Below are 13,083 nucleotides of genomic sequence, written 5' to 3'. Positions count from 1 at the left end.
AACTTTGCGAAGTTACCAAGAAAAGTTTGTTATGAATCCGACGAATAATCACGTGGTCATTATGGCTGGAGGCATAGGCAGTCGCTTTTGGCCGATGAGCAGTCCGGAAATGCCCAAACAGTTTATTGATGTATTGGGTTGTGGACGTACGCTCATCCAACTGACCGTAGATCGTTTTAAAGATGTATGTCTGCCTGAAAATATATGGGTTGTTACCTCTGCAAAATATGCGGATATCGTAAAAGAGCAATTGCCGGAAATCTCTTCCGATCATATCCTGCTTGAGCCTTGCCGACGGAACACAGCCCCTTGCATTGCTTATGTAAGTTGGAAAATCAAGGCCCGCAATCCCAAAGCCAATATCGTAGTGACCCCCAGTGACCATATCGTGATGAACGTGCGCGAATTTGACCGTGTGGTGACTTCTGCGATGAAGTTTACGGCCGATTCAGACGCCATTGTGACGTTGGGAATGAAAGCGACCCGTCCGGAAACAGGCTACGGATACATTGAAGCCGATTTGTCGATGGCCTGCCCTTCGAACAAGGAAATCTATCGGGTGGATGCTTTTCGTGAAAAACCTGATTTGGCTACGGCAGAACGTTATCTGCAGCGGAAAAACTATTTCTGGAATGCGGGTATTTTCGTATGGAATGTCAATACGATTGTCAATGCCATCCGTGTGTATCAGCCGGTTATGGCAAAGATTTTCGAACGTCTTTTCCCTTATTTCTATACCGACAAGGAGCAGGAGATGGTGGATGAACTGTTTCCTACTTGTGAGAATATTTCGGTGGACTATGCCATCATGGAAAAAGCGGACGAAATATATGTGTTCCCGGCTTCTTTCGGATGGAGCGACCTGGGCACCTGGGGCTCTCTTCATGAAAATTCCAAGCACGACGCCCATCACAATGTGTGTATCGGACCGGACATTAAAATGTATGAATCACGCAATTGTATAGTACATACTACCCAGGAAAAGAAGGTGGTGGTGCAAGGACTGGACGGTTACATTGTGGCAGAAAAGAACAATACGTTGCTGGTTTGCCGCTTGTCGGAAGAACAGCGCATCAAGGAATTCTCTGCAGAATAAACATATAAGGTCATAATATAAGGAAAGGGGCCACTCGTAATGAAACGGGTGGTCCCTTTCTTATTGTAGATGTTTTCCCTTTTTATTTGAGGGCAGCCAGTGCAGCTTCGTAATCGGGCTCTTCCACGATTTCCGGAACCAGCTGCGTGTAGATAACCTTTCCTTCCGGATTCAGGATTACTACGGCGCGAGCCAGCAGTCCGCACAGAGGGCCATCGGTCATCAGTACACCGTAATCTTTGCCGAAAGTAGAAGTGTAACGGTAGTCTGACAATGGAATGACACGTTCGATGCCTTCAGCCGTGCAGAAACGTCCTTGTGCAAATGGCAAATCTTTGGAGATGGCCAGCACCAGTGTATTTTCCATACCTGCAGCCAGCTGGTTGAACTTGCGGACAGAAGCGGCACATACACCCGTATCCATGCTCGGGAAAATGTTCAATACCACATATTTACCTTTGGCATCAGCCAGGGTGAATGAACTCAGGTCGCCTTTGACCAGTGAAAAATCTGGAGCCTGTGCTCCTTTCTGTATAAACTCTCCGGCCAGTGTGACAGGAGTTCCTTGAAATAAAGTTGTAGCCATAATCAATCTATTTTTTAATAATCGCTATAAAAGTAACAATAAAAACCGTAAAATGTTTCCCGGGGATGGTAGTATAGCAGTTTTTTTTCGTTTACTTTGCATCCGCTAACTTTTTACAGATAAATTGATGGAACGAAAACTGAAAGACTATGTGGTTCTGATGTTAAAAGGTATGGGGATGGGAGCTGCCGATGTGGTTCCCGGCGTATCGGGAGGAACCATTGCCTTCATTGTAGGTATTTATGATGAGTTGATTAATTCAATTAAGAGCATCAACTTGGAAAGCTTGAAATTGTTCTTTACTGGAAAATGGGGGGCTTTCTGGAAAAAAATCAATGGCAACTTCTTGTTTTTTCTGTTGGCAGGAATCGGTATCAGTGTGTTTTCACTGGCCAAGCTGATTACTTGGCTGCTGGTAGACCATCCGATATTGGTGTGGTCGTTCTTTTTCGGGCTGGTGCTGGCTTCCACTTGGTTTGTATCGAAAGACATCAAGGAGTGGAAAAGCTGGAAAACCTGGATTGCCTTTGTGATAGGGGTGGTGATAGCGTTTTATATCACGGTGGCCACTCCGGCCGAGACGCCGTCGAACTTGTTGTTTATTTTCCTGTGTGGGGCCATCGCCATTTGTGCGATGATTCTTCCAGGCATTTCCGGTAGTTTTATCTTGGTTCTCTTAGGAAAGTATTTCTTCATCATGGATGCGGTGAAGACGCTGGACGTGGTGGTGATGGTGGTCTTTGCAGCAGGTGCCTGTATTGGAATCACTTCCTTTTCACGAATCTTGTCGTATGCCTTGGCCCATTTCCGTAATATCACGCTGGCGGTGCTGACCGGTTTCATGCTGGGGTCATTGAACAAGGTATGGCCTTGGAAAGAAGTGGTGGAAACATTTGTGGACAGTCATGGAGAAGTGAAGCCGCTGGTAGAACATAACATTCTTCCGAATGCCTATGTGACCGAAGCGGTAGTACTGATGGTGGTTGGATTTTTCTTGGTATATTTCTTGGAGAAACTTTCGGCCAAGACTTCGGAACGTTAACTCGATATTTTCACAATGATTTTACCGTCGGATGAATGTCCGGCGGTTTTTTTATGGCTGATTTTGGGGCTTTGCAGGGGATTTTCTGGCCTGAAAAAAGACACCTTTGCGTTTCAAAAAAACGCTTTGGCGTTTGGACTGAAACGCACTTGCGTTTTCCTTTAAACGCACTTACGTTTGAAATAAAACGCCCTTGCGTTTTAATCCAAACACAAGGGCGTTTTTTCGAGGGGGGGAAATACCCCACAAAAATCGTCAGAAATCTTCCAGAAAATCGGCTTTATCCTGTATTCTGAAAGGGATTTTTATTTGTTGATCTTGCTCCATGTATCTTTTAATGATACGGTACGGTTGAACACCAGGTGTTCCGGAGTAGAATCCTTATCTACGTTGAAGTAACCGATACGTTGGAACTGCAGGTAGTCGAGCGGTTTGGCATCGGCCAGGAATTTCTCGACGTAACATTCGTGCAGAACCTTCAAAGAATCCGGATTGATCATTTCCTGCATCGCCTCCAGTGCGGAGCATCCTTTGGCTTCGCGGATGGCTGCCATCTCGTCGCGTGGATTTTCCACCTTCCACAGGCGGTCGTACAAACGTACTTCTGCTTTCAGGCAGTGGTTGCAGCTTACCCAGTGGAGGGTACCTTTCACCTTGCGGTTAGCTTCCGGCATGCCGCTCTTCGTGTTCGGGTCGTATTCTGCATACACCTCTACCACGTTTCCGTTTTCGTCTTTCTTGCAGCCCGTACATTTCACGATGTAAGCGTTTTTCAGGCGGACTTCCTGTCCCGGAGTCATGCGGAAGTATTTCTTCGGTGCATTTTCCATGAAGTCATCGCGTTCCATCCAGAGTTCACGACTGAATTCAATGGTATGTGTGCCGGCGCTCAAGTCTTCCGGATTGTTGATGGCTTCCATTTCTTCCACTTTTCCTTCCGGATAGTTGGTCAGAATCAGTTTCACCGGATTCAGCACGGCAGACACACGGGTGGAACGTACGTTCAGGTCTTCACGTACGGCACTTTCCAGCAAAGCAAAATCGTTCAGCGCGTCGTAAGTGGTATAACCGATTTTGTCGATGAACTTGCGGATGGATTCCGGAGAGTAACCGCGGCGGCGGAATGCGCAGATGGTCGGCATTCGGGGGTCATCCCATCCGTCTACCAAACCTTCCTTGACCAGCGTCAGCAGGTTACGTTTACTCATCAGGGTGTAGCTCAGGTTCAGCTTGTTGAACTCATACTGGTGCGGACGGTTGTCGTTCAGGTCCTTGCCTTCTTTTACCCAGTCGACAAACAAGTCGTACAGCGGGCGGTGTACCACGAATTCCAGTGTACACAGTGAGTGGGTTACTCCTTCAAAATAGTCGCTCTGTCCGTGTGCAAAGTCATACATCGGATAAGCCTTCCATTTGTCACCTGTACGGTGGTGAGGCGTTTTCACGACACGATAGATGATCGGGTCGCGGAAATGCATGTTCGGGTTGGCCATATCGATTTTGGCACGCAATACCATCTTTCCTTCTTCAATTTCTCCCGCATTCATTTTCTGGAACAGTTCCAGGCTTTCTTCAATCGGACGGTTGCGGTAAGGGCTTTCCGTTCCGGGTTGGGTCGGTGTACCTTTCTGGGCAGCGATTTCTTCCGAAGTCTGCTCGTCTACATACGCTTTTCCTTCTTTAATCAGACGGATGGCGAAGTCCCAAAGCTGCTGGAAATAGTCAGAAGCATAATATTCGTGTCCCCACTGGAATCCCAGCCACTGGATGTCTTCCTTGATGGCTTCTACGTATTCCACGTCTTCCTTGGTGGGGTTTGTATCATCAAAACGCAGGTTGCAGACACCGCCATAGCGCTGGGCAATTCCAAAGTCCAGACAGATGGCCTTTGCATGTCCGATGTGCAGGTATCCGTTGGGTTCAGGCGGAAAACGGGTCTGTATTCTTCCGCCGTTTTTACCTTCCTGTAAGTCTTTCTCTACAATTTGTTCAATGAAATTCAGACTTTTCTTTTCTGAATTTTCAGTCGTATTTATTTCTGTCATACGGAAACGTTTTATGTTTTCTTTATATGGTTGCAAAATTAGTAAAAATAATCACCATGTGAATAAATGCGGAAAATATTTCTGCAAATGGATGCGTTTTACTTAATTTTGCTTATCTTTGTAAGAGCACACGGATGCATGTTGTTAATAATGGCAAACGAAAGAAAATGAAAAAAACGCAGAATGTGTTTTATGACATGTTTTTTTATTTGGTTACCTGAAAAAAACGCCGCATCTTTGTGCCGTTATCCTGAAAACAATCTTTTTACCTTAAGAAAAAAAACTAATACCTATTGAAAACTTAAAAAGGCCCTTTGTGAAAAGCGCCTTTTTTTTTGTCTTTACATTTCTGTTTCATTTTTATTTCTTCACTTCTTTTTTCAAGGTGTGGTAGTAGATTGCTGCATCACCTTGAGAGAAAGTTTCACTATCTTTACGGGCGCTTAGGATGCGCTTCAGCATAGTCAAAATTAGAAAACTGCGTTTTCTATTTGTCTCTGCGCTCAGCTTTCACTATCTTTCCATAAGATAGGATGCGCTTCGGCATAGCCAAAATTAGAAAACTACGTTTTCTATTTGTCTCTGCGCTCAGCTTTCACTATCTTTCCATAAGATAGGATGCGCTTCGGCATAGCCAAAATTAGAAAACTATGTTTTCTATTTGTCTCTGCGCTCAGCTTTCACTATCTTTGAAACGGTTTTAAATTGATAGTGTATGTCACAACCATTGGCTGAAAGGATGCGTCCGAAGACGCTGGATGAATATATTGGTCAGAAACACCTGGTAGGCGAGGGAGCCGTGTTGCGAAAAATGATTGAATCGGGACGGATTTCTTCGTTTATTTTGTGGGGACCTCCGGGAGTGGGAAAAACTACGCTGGCACAGATTATCGCCAACCGGCTGGAAGTTCCTTTTTATACGCTGAGTGCGGTCACTTCGGGAGTGAAGGAAGTGCGTGAGGTGATTGAAAAGGCCAAGGCCAACCGCTTCTTCTCGCAGCAGAGTCCTATTTTGTTTATTGACGAAATCCATCGGTTCAGTAAATCGCAGCAGGATTCACTGTTGGGAGCAGTAGAAACGGGGACGGTGACCTTGATAGGAGCCACCACTGAAAATCCTTCGTTCGAAGTCATCCGGCCGTTGCTGTCGCGTTGCCAGCTCTATGTGCTGAAACCGCTGGAAAAGGACGATTTGCTGGAGCTGGTACACCATGCTTTGGAAAAAGATGCGGTGCTGAAGGAACGGAAGGTGGAACTGAAGGAAACGGATGCCATGCTCCGTTATTCGGGAGGAGATGCCCGCAAGCTGTTGAATATCCTGGAACTGGTGATTGAATCGGAAACAGAGGATTCGGTGGTCATTACAGACGAGAAGGTGATGGCCAACCTGCAACAGAATCCGCTGGCGTATGATAAGGAGGGAGAAATGCATTATGACATTATATCTGCCTTTATCAAATCTATCCGAGGCAGTGATCCGGATGGTGCCTTGTACTGGCTGGCCCGGATGGTGGAAGGAGGCGAAGATCCTGCCTTCATAGCCCGACGGCTGGTGATTTCGGCTTCGGAAGATATCGGTCTGGCTAATCCCAACGCGCTGCTGCTGGCCAATGCGGCTTTCGACGCGGTGATGAAAATCGGGTGGCCCGAGGGGCGGATTCCTTTGGCGGAGGCGACGGTGTATCTGGCTACCAGTCCGAAAAGCAATTCGGCATACGAAGGTATCAATTCGGCATTGCAACTGGTGCGTGATACCGGTAATCTGCCGGTTCCGCTGCATTTGCGCAATGCGCCGACCAAGCTGATGAAACAGCTGGGATACGGAAAAGATTACAAATATGCGCATGCATACAAAGGAAACTTCGTGAAACAGGATTTTCTGCCGGAAGAAATCCGGACACAGCGCCTGTGGCATGCTCAGGAAAATCCGTCGGAGCAGAAAATGAAAGACCGTATGGTCGGACTGTGGGGTGAACGTTTTAAAGAATAACATATAATTTAAGGAGAATAAAACATGAAGATTGTCGTATTAGACGGATATACATTGAACCCGGGAGATTTGTCTTGGGAGGATTTGAAGGCATTGGGTGAACTGACCGTATATGAACGGACAGCCCCCAAAGAAGTGTTGAAACGTGCGGCTGGGGCAGAGGTCTTGTTTACCAATAAGGTCGTATTGGATGCCGCTACAATTGAAAAACTGCCCGACTTGAAATATATCGGCGTATTGGCTACAGGCTATAACATAGTGGACATCGAAGCAGCTTCCCGTCGGGGAATAGTCGTGACCAATATTCCGGCGTATAGCACGAAGTCGGTGGCACAGATGGCTTTTGCCCATATCCTGAACATCGTACAGCGCACAGGACATTATGCCGAGGAAGTACGGAACGGCAAGTGGAACGGACAGGCTGATTTCTGTTTTTGGGATACCCCCTTGCATGAGTTGGATGGAAAGAAAATGGGAATCATCGGTTTTGGACACACCGGAAGTGCTACGGCCCGCATTGCGGTCAGTTTCGGACTGGAGGTATATGCTTATACCAGTAAGTCGGCCATGGAACTTCCTTCGGATGTGCATAAATGTCCTTCATTGGATGAACTGTTCCGGAAATGTGATATTGTGAGCCTGCATTGTCCGTTGGCAGAAGATACCCGTGAACTGGTGGATGCCCGCAAGCTGAGCCTGATGAAGCCGACTGCCATTCTGATCAATACAGGCCGTGGCGGATTGGTCAACGAGCAGGATTTGGCGGATGCCTTGAACGGTGGCAAGATTGCGGCAGCCGGTTTGGACGTCCTTTCTTCCGAACCGCCCCGTGCCGATAATCCGTTGCTCAAGGCGCGTAATTGTTACATCACTCCTCATCAGGCCTGGGCTACCAGTGAGGCACGTGTGCGTTTGATGAACCTGGCAGTCAACAACCTGAAGGCTTTCATGGAAGGTCGTCCGGTCAATGTGGTATCTAAATAAAAGGAAGTAAAGTATGACAAAAGAAGAACGTATAGCAAAGGCGGTCAGCCTGTTTAAAGAAGGATATAATTGTTCACAGTCGGTAGTCGGTGCATATGCCGATTTGTATGGATTTACGTTTGACCAGGCAATGCACATGGCTGCTTCCTTTGGAGGGGGGATCGGTCGTATGCGTGAAACCTGTGGGGCAGCGTGTGGTATGTTTATGTTGGCAGGTCTGGAGCGATGCGCTAAGGACGGAGCCGACCGAGAAGGGAAAGCTGCCAATTATAAATTAGTACAGGAACTGGCCGGAAAGTTTAAGGAAGAATGTGGAGCGCTTCGTTGTGCCGACTTGTTGGGGCTTTCTAAGAAAGAACCGATTGTTTCTACTCCCGAAGCCCGTACTCCGCAGTATTATGCCAAGCGTCCATGTGCTCACATGGTGGAAACAGCCGCGAAAATTTGGGGCGATTTCTTGGAAAATGAAGGAAAATTGTAATAAGAAGTTGTTTTCTCAGTATTAAAATGAAAGTTTCTTGTTTTTCTTTATGCAATTATCTTGTTTTTTGTTAAATTTGCTGGCAAATAGGAAACGTCAATGTTAGATGTTTAATTATAAAAGCAAAAAGATTATGTTAAAAGAAAAAGCGGGTGTCATTGCCGGACAAATCTGGGAGGCACTGAATGAAACAGAAGGCAAAACTCAGAAACAACTGAAAAAAGCTGCTAAATTGAAAGCTGACAAGGATTTGTTTCTTGGACTGGGTTGGTTGCTGAGAGAAGATAAAATTGAAACCAGTGAAGTGGACGGGGAATTATTTGTAAAGTTGAAATAATTCTTTCAAAGAAATAAAAATGCGCCGAGAGGGATATCCTGTTCGGCGCATTTTTGTTTTATCGGGTGGTCTGTTTGTAGCATCCCTCAGTGGTGTCACAACAAGGAGTGTCAGACGTTTCGAATTCAATGGTGGAATGGGAGATTCCATAAGTAGCAAGCAGTTGCTTTAACCGATGCTTGGTGTCTTCCATATCTGTCAGACTGTGGATTACGATGTGAAGGGTGGCCGCGTTTTCGGTAGTGCTGACTGCCCAAACATGCAGATGATGCCAGCTTGCTACGCCGGGAGTCTGGCTGAGGGCAGTTTCCAACTTTTCCAGCTGGACTTGTTCAGGGACGGCATCCAGACTTAAATAAAGACTTTCTTTCAGCAGTTTCCAGGTAGAAACCAATATGATGAGGGCGATGGCCATACCGATAAAGGCATCGATGATATAACATTGTGTGAAACTGATGAGGATACCCGACAGGACGACGCCTACAGAAACTAAGGTGTCCATGGTCATGTGCAGAAAGGCTCCCTTGATATTCAGGTCGTTCTTCTGTCCTTTCATCAGCAGAAGGGCGGTAGCCCCATTGATGACGATACCTACTCCCGCTGTCCAGGAAATTGCTTCACCGGAGATGGGAGCTGCATTTCTCAGTTTGTAGATACTTTCAATCAGAATGCCACCTACGGCAATCAGCAGGATCACGGCATTAGCCAGTGAGACAAGTACGGTACTTTTTTTATATCCGTAGGTGAAATGGCTGTTTCCTTTTCGGGTAGCCATACGGATGGCGAAGAGTGAAAGCAGCAGGCTGAAGACGTCACTCAGGTTGTGTCCGGCGTCGGAAAGCAGTCCCAGTGAATGATAGGCGAATCCGATGCCTGCTTCTACGATGACAAACAGCAGGTTCAGCAGGATACAGACAATCAGTGTGGTGCTCACGGATTCTATGACGTGATGATGTTCGTGGGCGTGTGAATGAACATGTGACATAAGTTTTTTGTTTTTTTGTTATCGGCTGCGAAGTTAAGGGCTTTTGTCCGATATTGTACACGGTAGATGATAATAACAACCGGGTTGCAGGATGAGTGTATTGTGAGTCATACCTCAGATGGTTTGATTGGAAATCCTTATCTTTGCAGCAAATTAATGGAAAGAAAAGATATGAAAAAAATGGTATGTCCGCAGTGTAAAATCGCGGCGATGTATGTAAAAAATGAGGCAGGAGAGCGTAGACTGGTGTATGTGACTTCGGAAGGGGAAGTGGTGCCTAAAAAGGAAGACGAATCACTGGAAGGCTTTAATCTGGAAGAAGTATTCTGTCTGGGATGCTCATGGCACGGTTCCCCCAAGCGTTTGGTTAGGTATTGATGCCAGGCAGTATTCTGTCTTTTGGAGGATAAATCAGAGAAATAGTCTATTTATCGTGAGTTATAGTATAGTTTATTTTGGTAAGAAAATAAATGAAATAAGAAAATATACTTATCTTTGCCTATATTTTATGCAATTTAAAGAACAAAGATAAGTATGGAAAAAGTAATTATTAACTCTTACGAAGAGTTTGAAAAGTTGGTAGGTCAGCAGATTGGAGTATCCGACTGGCTGGAAATTCCACAGGAGCGCATCAATCAGTTTGCGGATGCTACATTGGACCATCAGTGGATTCACGTAGACACTGAACGTGCTAAAGTGGAGAGCCCTTATAAGAGTACCATTGTACATGGTTATCTGACGTTGTCATTGCTTCCTTATTTGTGGAACCAGATCATTGAGGTGAATAACCTGAAGATGATGGTTAACTATGGAATGGACAAAATGAAGTTCGGACAGGCTGTTTTGGCCGGACAGAGTGTACGTCTGGTGGCTAATCTGTATTCTTTGGTTAATCTGCGCGGGGTGGCAAAGGCAGAAATCAAATTCTCAATTGAAATCAAGGACCAGAAGAAGAAGGCCTTGGAAGGTATTGCTACTTTCTTGTACTATTTCAATTGATCGATTGACATTGGAAAGAACAGACATAGAAAAGGCTGTCTCAAATAAATTTGAGATGGCCTTTATCATTATATAAGCAAAGTATTTTTCTTCTGAATTTTTTAGAAGATGGAATAGGAAGTTTTTAGAATTTCAGTGAGGCATATAGTCCGCAGTAGCCGTCGCCTGCTACCGGGCTGAGAGTCAGATCATGCTTTTGCGCAAACGGTCGGGTAAAGATGTAGGAACTTCCTGCACCGATAACTGCCCCTGCAGCTACATCCCACCAGTCGTGCTTTTTTCCGTATACGCGGCTCCATCCCACGTAGGTAGACACCACATAGGCTGGCAACCCCCATTTCCATCCGTAACGTCGCTGGATGAAGGAAGCAGCAGCAAAAGAAACAGACGTATGCATGGAAGGGAACGAATGGTTGTCACTGTGGTCAGGACGCTCCTTCTTGACCGCATACTTCAGCGCGTAGGTTACTCCTAAGGTAGTGATTCCGGCCAAGGCTCCTTGCTTCAGACCTTGCCAGTCTTTTTGGAGAAGGATGGCTGTCAGGCCGGCTACAGGAAGCAATACGGCACCGACGTCGCCGGATGTACGGACTGCCTTCCGCGGGCCGCTGATTTCCAGTTCTTGTGCAGGAAGGGATACCGCGAGGTAGAGAGCTGTCAGGAAAAGTATAAGCTGTTTCATCACAAAGCGAGAATTTTAGGTACGAAGATAATGAGTCCGATAATGGCCGCCCCGATGGCCAGAATCAAAACGGCTCCGGCTGCCAGGTCTTTGGTGCGTTTGATGGCTTCGTTGTAGTCGGGAGAAACCAAGTCGGCCAGTGCTTCAATGGAAGAGTTGACCGCTTCTGCCGCCAGTACCATGGCGATGGCAAAAACTACGGCAATCCATTCGGTTGTAGAAAGTCCCAGCCAGCATCCGGCTATCGTGACGCAAACGGCGGCGAAGCAATGGATCCACGCATTGTGTTCGTGGGCAATAAGCAGACGGATACCGTTGCCTGCAAACTTGAAGCTTCGCAACCGCTTTCGCAAAGTAAATCCTTCGTTCTTCATTCCTATGTATTTAAATATCGAGTGTTACTTCCACCGGACAATGGTCGGAACCATAGATTTCTGTATGTATCTTTGCCCCTTTCAGTTTGTCGGAAAGGCTGGCTGAGGCCAGAAAATAGTCGATACGCCACCCTGCATTCTTTTCACGCGCCTTGAAGCGGTAAGACCACCACGAATAGATGTTTGTCTGTTCGGGGTAGAAGAAGCGGAAGGTGTCGATGAATCCGGCATCCAGCAGCTGTTGGAATTTCTCTCGTTCCTGGTCCGTGAAACCCGCATTCATCCGGTTAGTTTTAGGATTCTTCAAGTCGATTTCTTTATGAGCCACATTCAGGTCACCGCACACCAGTACCGGCTTGGTCTGGTCAAGTTTCTTCAGGTAGGCCCGGAAATCGTCGTCCCAGGTCATGCGGTAGTCCAGACGTTTCAGGCCGTCCTGCGAATTGGGGGTATAAACCGTCACCAGGAAGAATTTCTCCATTTCCAAGGTGATGACACGTCCTTCATGGTCGTGGTCTTCCATACCAAGTCCATAAGTCACTTGCAGGGGCTGGTGACGGGTAAAAATAGCCGTGCCTGAATATCCTTTTTTTTCGGCATAGTTCCAGTAGGAGGTATAGCCTTCAAAAGAGAGGTCAAGTTGTCCTTCCTGCATTTTTGTTTCCTGCAGGCAGAAAAAATCGGCATCAAGCTGGTTGAATACTTCACGGAAACCTTTGTCGCAGCAGGCGCGTAGCCCGTTCACGTTCCAAGATATCAGTTTGATCATACGGATTATTTTTTCAAGTCAAATAAATAGGTAAGTCGTCCGCCGATATACGAGTGGGCGGAGCGGGAGAAATAATCTTTTTTACTGTTGTTATAAAAATCACTCAGTCCGAAGTAGTAGCGGGCTTCGAGCAGGAAATGGCCGATACCGGTACGTATTTCCACACCTCCGCCGCCTACAATACCATAATCGAATTTCTTGTCGGCAAATTTCCCATATTGGGCATCGGTCCCTTGCGGACGGTTGGAGGTATCCCAGGTGGATGGGTCACTGTAGAATTCTTTTTCTCCTATCAGAAAACCGACTTGTGGACCTAAGTTCAAGATGAATCGGGCTCCGTTTCCTTGGTCTTTTCCAAAAGCAAGATGAGCTAACAACGGTACCTCCACGTAATTCATGGCCCGGTGGTAGGTGTTGTTGCTTCCGTCTTCGATGACTTCTTTCCAGCCTCGTTGTGAGTAATTCACTTCCGCCTGTATGCCGCAAATCATTTTGAAATATTTTTCGGAGATATAACGGACGGTAAAGCCGAACTCCGGAGCGATGAAGTTAGTCTGCTTGATATTGGGAGTAAAGCTGACAGAATTCAGGTTGACTCCTCCGTTGATTCCGATAGCCAGATTATGCCGTTCGTCTTGTAATTGGGCATGGATGAATTGCGGAAGCAAGCAGAGCAGACTGCATATAAATAGGATTTGTCGGTATCTTTTCAT

The 13,083-nt window shown here is 46.4% G+C and carries 16 protein-coding genes; 9 read left to right on the top strand and 7 right to left on the bottom strand.

Features of this window, described 5'->3' with window-relative positions; all coding sequences use genetic code 11:
* Positions 1–31: 31 nt before the first annotated feature.
* The gene (locus RDP42_RS03295) at positions 32–1,096 is read left to right on the top strand and encodes a mannose-1-phosphate guanylyltransferase (protein ID WP_204475825.1); all 1,065 of its coding nucleotides are present in this window, start codon (positions 32–34) and stop codon (positions 1,094–1,096) included.
* A gap of 82 nt (positions 1,097–1,178) precedes the next feature.
* Here RDP42_RS03295 and tpx read toward each other — a convergent pair whose 3' ends face one another.
* Complete coding sequence (gene tpx, locus RDP42_RS03290; protein ID WP_204475826.1) at positions 1,179–1,682, bottom strand: thiol peroxidase; 504 nt, start codon at positions 1,680–1,682, stop codon at positions 1,179–1,181.
* A 127-nt stretch (positions 1,683–1,809) separates the two neighbouring features.
* Between tpx and RDP42_RS03285 the strand changes: the two genes are divergently transcribed.
* The gene (locus RDP42_RS03285; RefSeq protein WP_308762510.1) at positions 1,810–2,724 is read left to right on the top strand and encodes a DUF368 domain-containing protein; all 915 of its coding nucleotides are present in this window, start codon (positions 1,810–1,812) and stop codon (positions 2,722–2,724) included.
* A 35-nt stretch (positions 2,725–2,759) separates the two neighbouring features.
* Positions 2,760–3,020: a hypothetical protein gene (locus RDP42_RS03280; RefSeq protein ID WP_308762509.1), complete on the top strand. Its 261-nt coding sequence runs from the start codon at positions 2,760–2,762 to the stop codon at positions 3,018–3,020.
* Positions 3,021–3,029: 9 nt separating this feature from the next.
* Here the strand turns inward: RDP42_RS03280 and RDP42_RS03275 are convergent, their stop codons facing one another.
* The gene (locus tag RDP42_RS03275; protein ID WP_022352772.1) at positions 3,030–4,769 is read right to left on the bottom strand and encodes a glutamine--tRNA ligase/YqeY domain fusion protein; all 1,740 of its coding nucleotides are present in this window, start codon (positions 4,767–4,769) and stop codon (positions 3,030–3,032) included.
* Between the two features lie 715 nt (positions 4,770–5,484).
* Here RDP42_RS03275 and RDP42_RS03270 point away from each other — a divergent pair.
* The 4 genes from RDP42_RS03270 (at position 5,485) to RDP42_RS03255 (ending at position 8,561) form a co-directional block, all read left to right on the top strand.
* Positions 5,485–6,759 carry a replication-associated recombination protein A gene (locus tag RDP42_RS03270; protein WP_308762508.1) on the top strand — a complete coding sequence of 425 codons (1,275 nt, stop codon included), beginning with the start codon at positions 5,485–5,487 and terminating at the stop codon, positions 6,757–6,759.
* Between the two features lie 24 nt (positions 6,760–6,783).
* A complete protein-coding gene (locus tag RDP42_RS03265; protein ID WP_308762507.1) occupies positions 6,784–7,743 on the top strand; it encodes a D-2-hydroxyacid dehydrogenase in 960 nt (319 codons plus the stop codon).
* A gap of 13 nt (positions 7,744–7,756) precedes the next feature.
* Positions 7,757–8,224 (top strand): C-GCAxxG-C-C family protein, encoded by a 468-nt coding sequence (locus RDP42_RS03260; protein ID WP_308762506.1) that lies wholly within the window; start codon positions 7,757–7,759, stop codon positions 8,222–8,224.
* Between the two features lie 133 nt (positions 8,225–8,357).
* The gene (locus RDP42_RS03255) at positions 8,358–8,561 is read left to right on the top strand and encodes a winged helix-turn-helix domain-containing protein (RefSeq protein WP_022352777.1); all 204 of its coding nucleotides are present in this window, start codon (positions 8,358–8,360) and stop codon (positions 8,559–8,561) included.
* A 58-nt stretch (positions 8,562–8,619) separates the two neighbouring features.
* On the opposite strand, the gene RDP42_RS03250 is transcribed toward RDP42_RS03255, so the two are convergent.
* Positions 8,620–9,546 (bottom strand): cation diffusion facilitator family transporter, encoded by a 927-nt coding sequence (locus RDP42_RS03250; RefSeq protein WP_308762505.1) that lies wholly within the window; start codon positions 9,544–9,546, stop codon positions 8,620–8,622.
* Positions 9,547–9,717: 171 nt separating this feature from the next.
* Between RDP42_RS03250 and RDP42_RS03245 the strand changes: the two genes are divergently transcribed.
* On the top strand, positions 9,718–9,924 hold the full coding sequence (locus tag RDP42_RS03245) for a hypothetical protein (protein ID WP_204475833.1): 207 nt from the start codon (positions 9,718–9,720) through the stop codon (positions 9,922–9,924).
* 156 nt (positions 9,925–10,080) lie between these two features.
* Positions 10,081–10,545, top strand: coding sequence for a MaoC family dehydratase (locus RDP42_RS03240; RefSeq protein WP_308762504.1), 465 nt, complete (start codon positions 10,081–10,083; stop codon positions 10,543–10,545).
* 124 nt (positions 10,546–10,669) lie between these two features.
* On the opposite strand, the gene RDP42_RS03235 is transcribed toward RDP42_RS03240, so the two are convergent.
* Genes RDP42_RS03235 through RDP42_RS03220 form a run of 4 tightly spaced genes read right to left on the bottom strand, consistent with a single transcriptional unit; the run spans position 10,670 to position 13,083 of the window.
* Positions 10,670–11,227 (bottom strand): phosphatase PAP2 family protein, encoded by a 558-nt coding sequence (locus RDP42_RS03235; protein WP_308762503.1) that lies wholly within the window; start codon positions 11,225–11,227, stop codon positions 10,670–10,672.
* A complete protein-coding gene (locus tag RDP42_RS03230) occupies positions 11,227–11,601 on the bottom strand; it encodes a diacylglycerol kinase family protein (protein ID WP_308762502.1) in 375 nt (124 codons plus the stop codon). The genes RDP42_RS03235 and RDP42_RS03230 overlap by 1 nt, the downstream gene beginning before the upstream one ends.
* Before the next feature lie 10 nt (positions 11,602–11,611).
* Positions 11,612–12,370, bottom strand: coding sequence for an exodeoxyribonuclease III (locus RDP42_RS03225; protein WP_204478869.1), 759 nt, complete (start codon positions 12,368–12,370; stop codon positions 11,612–11,614).
* 5 nt (positions 12,371–12,375) lie between these two features.
* A complete protein-coding gene (locus RDP42_RS03220) occupies positions 12,376–13,083 on the bottom strand; it encodes a porin family protein (protein ID WP_308762501.1) in 708 nt (235 codons plus the stop codon).

It is taken from the genome of uncultured Bacteroides sp., from assembly GCF_902472605.1.
GTDB lineage: Bacteria > Bacteroidota > Bacteroidia > Bacteroidales > Bacteroidaceae > Phocaeicola.
The sequence above is the reverse complement of the archived record's forward strand: the minus strand, read 5'-3'. Positions and strand labels throughout refer to the sequence as shown.

What these genes read in the sequence shown, in the direction of transcription:
- RDP42_RS03230 (WP_308762502.1), bottom strand. Translation starts at nt 11,601, where the DNA reads ATGAAGAACGAAGGATTTACTTTGCGAAAGCGGTTGCGAAGCTTCAAG.
- RDP42_RS03295 (WP_204475825.1), top strand. Translation starts at nt 32, where the DNA reads ATGAATCCGACGAATAATCACGTGGTCATTATGGCTGGAGGCATAGGC.
- RDP42_RS03270 (WP_308762508.1), top strand. Translation starts at nt 5,485, where the DNA reads ATGTCACAACCATTGGCTGAAAGGATGCGTCCGAAGACGCTGGATGAA.
- RDP42_RS03220 (WP_308762501.1), bottom strand. Translation starts at nt 13,083, where the DNA reads ATGAAAAGATACCGACAAATCCTATTTATATGCAGTCTGCTCTGCTTG.
- RDP42_RS03245 (WP_204475833.1), top strand. Translation starts at nt 9,718, where the DNA reads ATGAAAAAAATGGTATGTCCGCAGTGTAAAATCGCGGCGATGTATGTA.
- RDP42_RS03260 (WP_308762506.1), top strand. Translation starts at nt 7,757, where the DNA reads ATGACAAAAGAAGAACGTATAGCAAAGGCGGTCAGCCTGTTTAAAGAA.
- RDP42_RS03255 (WP_022352777.1), top strand. Translation starts at nt 8,358, where the DNA reads ATGTTAAAAGAAAAAGCGGGTGTCATTGCCGGACAAATCTGGGAGGCA.
- RDP42_RS03250 (WP_308762505.1), bottom strand. Translation starts at nt 9,546, where the DNA reads ATGTCACATGTTCATTCACACGCCCACGAACATCATCACGTCATAGAA.
- RDP42_RS03275 (WP_022352772.1), bottom strand. Translation starts at nt 4,769, where the DNA reads ATGACAGAAATAAATACGACTGAAAATTCAGAAAAGAAAAGTCTGAAT.
- RDP42_RS03265 (WP_308762507.1), top strand. Translation starts at nt 6,784, where the DNA reads ATGAAGATTGTCGTATTAGACGGATATACATTGAACCCGGGAGATTTG.
- RDP42_RS03240 (WP_308762504.1), top strand. Translation starts at nt 10,081, where the DNA reads ATGGAAAAAGTAATTATTAACTCTTACGAAGAGTTTGAAAAGTTGGTA.
- RDP42_RS03225 (WP_204478869.1), bottom strand. Translation starts at nt 12,370, where the DNA reads ATGATCAAACTGATATCTTGGAACGTGAACGGGCTACGCGCCTGCTGC.
- RDP42_RS03280 (WP_308762509.1), top strand. Translation starts at nt 2,760, where the DNA reads ATGTCCGGCGGTTTTTTTATGGCTGATTTTGGGGCTTTGCAGGGGATT.
- RDP42_RS03235 (WP_308762503.1), bottom strand. Translation starts at nt 11,227, where the DNA reads ATGAAACAGCTTATACTTTTCCTGACAGCTCTCTACCTCGCGGTATCC.
- RDP42_RS03285 (WP_308762510.1), top strand. Translation starts at nt 1,810, where the DNA reads ATGGAACGAAAACTGAAAGACTATGTGGTTCTGATGTTAAAAGGTATG.
- tpx (WP_204475826.1), bottom strand. Translation starts at nt 1,682, where the DNA reads ATGGCTACAACTTTATTTCAAGGAACTCCTGTCACACTGGCCGGAGAG.